Raw genomic sequence first — 3,935 nt, 5'->3', positions numbered from 1 at the left:
CCGGAAAACTGAGCCTTTATCTGGAAAATGAAAAGGAACGAAAAGCGGCAGGAATCTGTCTTTCGGGACCTATATTTCTAAGTGTGCTTTTTTATCTGGGAGGTGCCTATTGAAGTATAGGAAATTGGACATCCTGGCACTGTGTGACAGGGAGGAGGAATATATACAGTCATTTGCAGAATATGTAAAAAGATACAAGAATCTGCCCTGGGAACTGCATGTTTACACAGACCTGGAGGAACTGATGCGTGGGGAAGAGAATAATTTTATTTCTGTGCTGATAATGGCGGAATCGGTTTTCGGACCGGAATGGAAGGGACTTAAGGCAGGCTGTACCGTAATCTTAAATGAAAGCGGGGTGATAAGATATCCAGACCTTAAGAACGTGGACAAATACCAGTGTGTGGAAAATGTGGTCAAGGAACTGGTCGAAGTCTATGCGGAAGTGGCAGAAAATCCGCTGCCAGGACTGGTACAGGGCGGCAGCGCCAAGCTTGTGGGAATTTATTCGCCGGTGAGAAGATGCCTGCAGACCTCCTTTGCCCTGACTCTGAGCCAAATGCTGGCAAGAGATAGTCCGACGCTGTATTTGAATTTTGAGCACTATGCGGGAATCGGCGGAATTTTGCCGGATATGCAGGTGAAAGACCTGGGAGATCTGCTCTATTTTCTCAATGGAGAGGGGGACAAGTTTTCCCTGCGGATGGAGACCTTGATACAAAAGAAGGGCAGTCTGGACTATATTCCGCCCATGAAGGCGGGGCAAAATCTTCTTACGGTAACGCCTCAGGAATGGAGACGGCTTTTGTCTAAAATTGAGGCAATGGGAAAGTATGAATATATTATTCTGGATTTAAGCGAGAGCATTCAGGGGCTTTTTGAAATTATGAGCAGATGTTATAAGATTTTTACCCTGACGCAGAGTGACAAAGCAGCCGAAGGGAAGCTTCTGCAGTATGAGCAGCTTCTGGCCCTGTATCAGGCGGAGGAAATTCTGCAGAAAACAAGCAGACTCTGTCCGCCCCGCTTCGGAAGGCTTCCAGAGGAGCCGGAGCAGTATACCAAAGGGGAGCTGGCGGAATATGTAAAGGAAATCCTCAAGGAATTATGAAAAGGAGGCTGTGGTATGGAGGCTATAGAGTATGGAGAATGGAAAAGAAATCTGCGCCGAGAGGTGCAGGAACGGATGGATTATATTGCAGATGTCTCCGATGAGGACGTGGAGGAGGCCATAGACGAAGTTTTGCTTGAGCAAAAAAGGCTGATGCTCTACCCGGTGGAAATGCGCAAAAGGTTGAAAAAAGAGCTTTTTGACTCTTTACGCAGACTGGATATCCTGCAGATTTTTGTGGAGGACAAAGCGGTCACTGAAATCATGATCAATGGAAAGGACCACATATTTATTGAAAAAGAGGGATGTCTCAGGGAGCTTGACACGGGGTTTGAATCCATGGAAAAGCTGCAGGATGTGATCCAGCAGATTGTGGCCGGATGCAACCGTGTGGTAAATGAAGCTTCTCCCATTGTGGATGCAAGGCTGGAAAACGGCTCCAGGGTGAATATTGTCATGAACCCTGTGGCGCTGAACGGCCCCATTGTGACAATAAGGCGATTCCCGGACAAACCGATCACAATGGAGTATCTCATTGAAAATCAATCTATATCCAAAGAGGCCGCAGATTTTTTGAAAAAGCTTGTCCGCGCAAAATACAATATATTTATCAGCGGCGGCACGGGAAGCGGAAAAACCACCTTTTTGAATGCGCTTTCCGCTTTCATTCCCTCGGATGAACGGGTGATCACCATAGAAGACAGTGCGGAGCTGCAGCTGCAAAAGCTCCCTAATCTTGTGCGGCTGGAAACGAGAAACAGCAATGTGGAGGGCTGCCTGGAGATTACCATACGTGATCTCATACGGTCCTCCCTGCGGATGCGGCCGGATCGGATCATTGTAGGAGAGGTGCGGGGGGCCGAGGCCATTGATATGATGCAGTGTCTGAATACGGGCCACGATGGCAGCATGTCCACGGGCCACGCAAACAGTGGGGCAGACATGGTGGCGAGACTGGAAAATATGATTCTCATGGGGATGGAGATTCCTCTTGCGGCTATAAAGAAACAGATTGCTTCCGGATTAGATATCATTGTGCATCTGGGAAGGCTTAGGGATAAATCCAGGAGGGTACTGGAGATTACAGAAGTTGCAGGCTTTGAAGGCGGTGAAATACGGCTCAATCCACTTTTTCGGTTTGAAGAGACGGGGGAGGACGAGAAAGGGAGCATAGCAGGCTGTCTGCACAGGAAAGGAGCATTGCTTCATGAGGACAAGCTTAAAGCGGCGGGATTATCATAAACATTGCTGGAAAAAGGGAGAGCTTTTGACTGCGGCTTTACAATCAGCGGCGGTGACAGGATTTCTTGCGGTATTCTTTTACCGCAGTTTATGGGCGGCGCTTCCTCTGTCTGCGGCAGGTGTGCTGTTTTTCCGCAGTCTTGGACAAAAAAAGGCAAAACGGGCCAGGGAGGAGCTGACGGTGCAGTTTAAGGAGTGCATTTTGTCCGTGTCCGCAGCCCTCAGGGCAGGATATTCTCTGGAGAATGCTTTTTTGGAAAGCAGAACGGATATGCTGGTTTTATATGGGGAGGGCTCTATGATCTGTCAGGAGCTTGAGATAATCCGCAAGGGACTTGTAATGAATATTCCCTTGGAGGAACAGCTTTCTGATTTGGCAGACAGAAGCGGCAGCTCTGAAATAGCCCAATTTTCCGGCGTTTTATCCATCGCAAAGAAAAACGGTGGGGACCTGCCGAAAATGATCCGGACATCCTCGGAGCTGATTGGCCGCAGAATCGCAGTCAAACAGGAGATGAAAACCCTTCTAAGCGGCAGACAGATGGAACAAAATATAATGAAGCTTATGCCTTTTGTAGTTTCCTTTTATATCAGTGTGAGCAGTCCAGGATATTTCGATGTGCTTTATCACAATGTGCAGGGAATTGCTGTGATGACTCTGTGTCTGGCGGTTTATCTGGGGGCATGCGCTGCGGGAGAGCTTGTGATGAAAAAGGTTTTAACGGATGGCTTTGTTTAGGGGAGGTGGCAAATGATTGGGGCGGTGGCTGTGATATTTGTGATTTATGCCGTTCTGGCATTTTTATCTCGAAAGGAGGATTGCTGCGGCGTAGAATCTGTTGTCTTGAAACCTTTTGCCCGTATGGCTGTTTATCTCTACAAAAATGCCTGCATCCGGAGGCTTCCTTTGTTTCGCTCCGCCCAGGTGGAGGCAGATGTGAGCAGATTGTATCCGGGGGAATGCGGGCAGCAATCTCAGACCTGGTATTATGTGGAAAAGCTGTCTTTGTCCCTTGCTTTGGTCTTTGTGGGAACTGCTTTCGCCTTTTTAATAGATTGCAGGGAAAAAAGCAGTCTGGCCCTGACCAAAACGGGAATAGTGGAAAGAACCAAAGAGGAGCGGACGCTTTATCTGACAGCTGTCATTGACTCTGAAGGGGAGGAGACTTATAAAAATGCCTTTACATTACAGGTGGCGCCCCAAAGTCTTACGGAAGAGGAGCTTGCTTCCTGCTATGAGGAATTTGTTGAAAAACTGCCGGAGCTGATTCTGGGAGACAATCCTTCTCTGGATCAGGTGTGGCGGGACTTGGAATTGCTTCAGGAATATGAGGGTTTTCCCTTTTCTCTGGAATGGTCTACGGACAAGCCGGAAGTATTGGGAGCTTCGGGCCGGATCTATGATAACCAGAAAACAGGAGAGGTTTTACTTACGGCGGAAATTTCATATGGGGAGAGGGAATGGCAGGAAAATGTGACAGTCTGTGTGACGCCGCCGGTTCTTACAGCACAGGAGCGCATCTATGAAGAATTGGAAGCACTTTTGTCAGCAGCAGAGCAGGACAGCCGTATGGAGAAGGAG

3 protein-coding genes and 1 pseudogene are annotated in these 3,935 nt (G+C 48.3%); all 4 read left to right on the top strand.

Annotation, left to right across the window (positions count from 1 at the left end):
- Window positions 1–109: 109 nt before the first annotated feature.
- Window positions 110–1,111 carry a P-loop NTPase family protein gene (locus tag AC1WIP_RS12675; RefSeq protein WP_481142170.1) on the top strand — a complete coding sequence of 334 codons (1,002 nt, stop codon included), beginning with the start codon at window positions 110–112 and terminating at the stop codon, window positions 1,109–1,111.
- Window positions 1,112–1,126: 15 nt separating this feature from the next.
- Complete coding sequence (locus tag AC1WIP_RS12670) at window positions 1,127–2,353, top strand: TadA family conjugal transfer-associated ATPase (protein WP_481142169.1); 1,227 nt, start codon at window positions 1,127–1,129, stop codon at window positions 2,351–2,353.
- Window positions 2,319–3,092, top strand: a complete 774-nt coding sequence (locus AC1WIP_RS12665) for a type II secretion system F family protein (RefSeq protein WP_481142168.1) — start codon at window positions 2,319–2,321, stop codon at window positions 3,090–3,092. The genes AC1WIP_RS12670 and AC1WIP_RS12665 overlap by 35 nt, the downstream gene beginning before the upstream one ends.
- 12 nt (window positions 3,093–3,104) lie before the next feature.
- Window positions 3,105–3,935: pseudogene (locus AC1WIP_RS12660) on the top strand (hypothetical protein); the annotation flags it as partial.

It is taken from the genome of Acetatifactor sp. (assembly GCF_982438285.1).
Note: the sequence above shows the minus strand (reverse complement) of the source record. Positions and strands in the feature narration are given on the sequence as shown.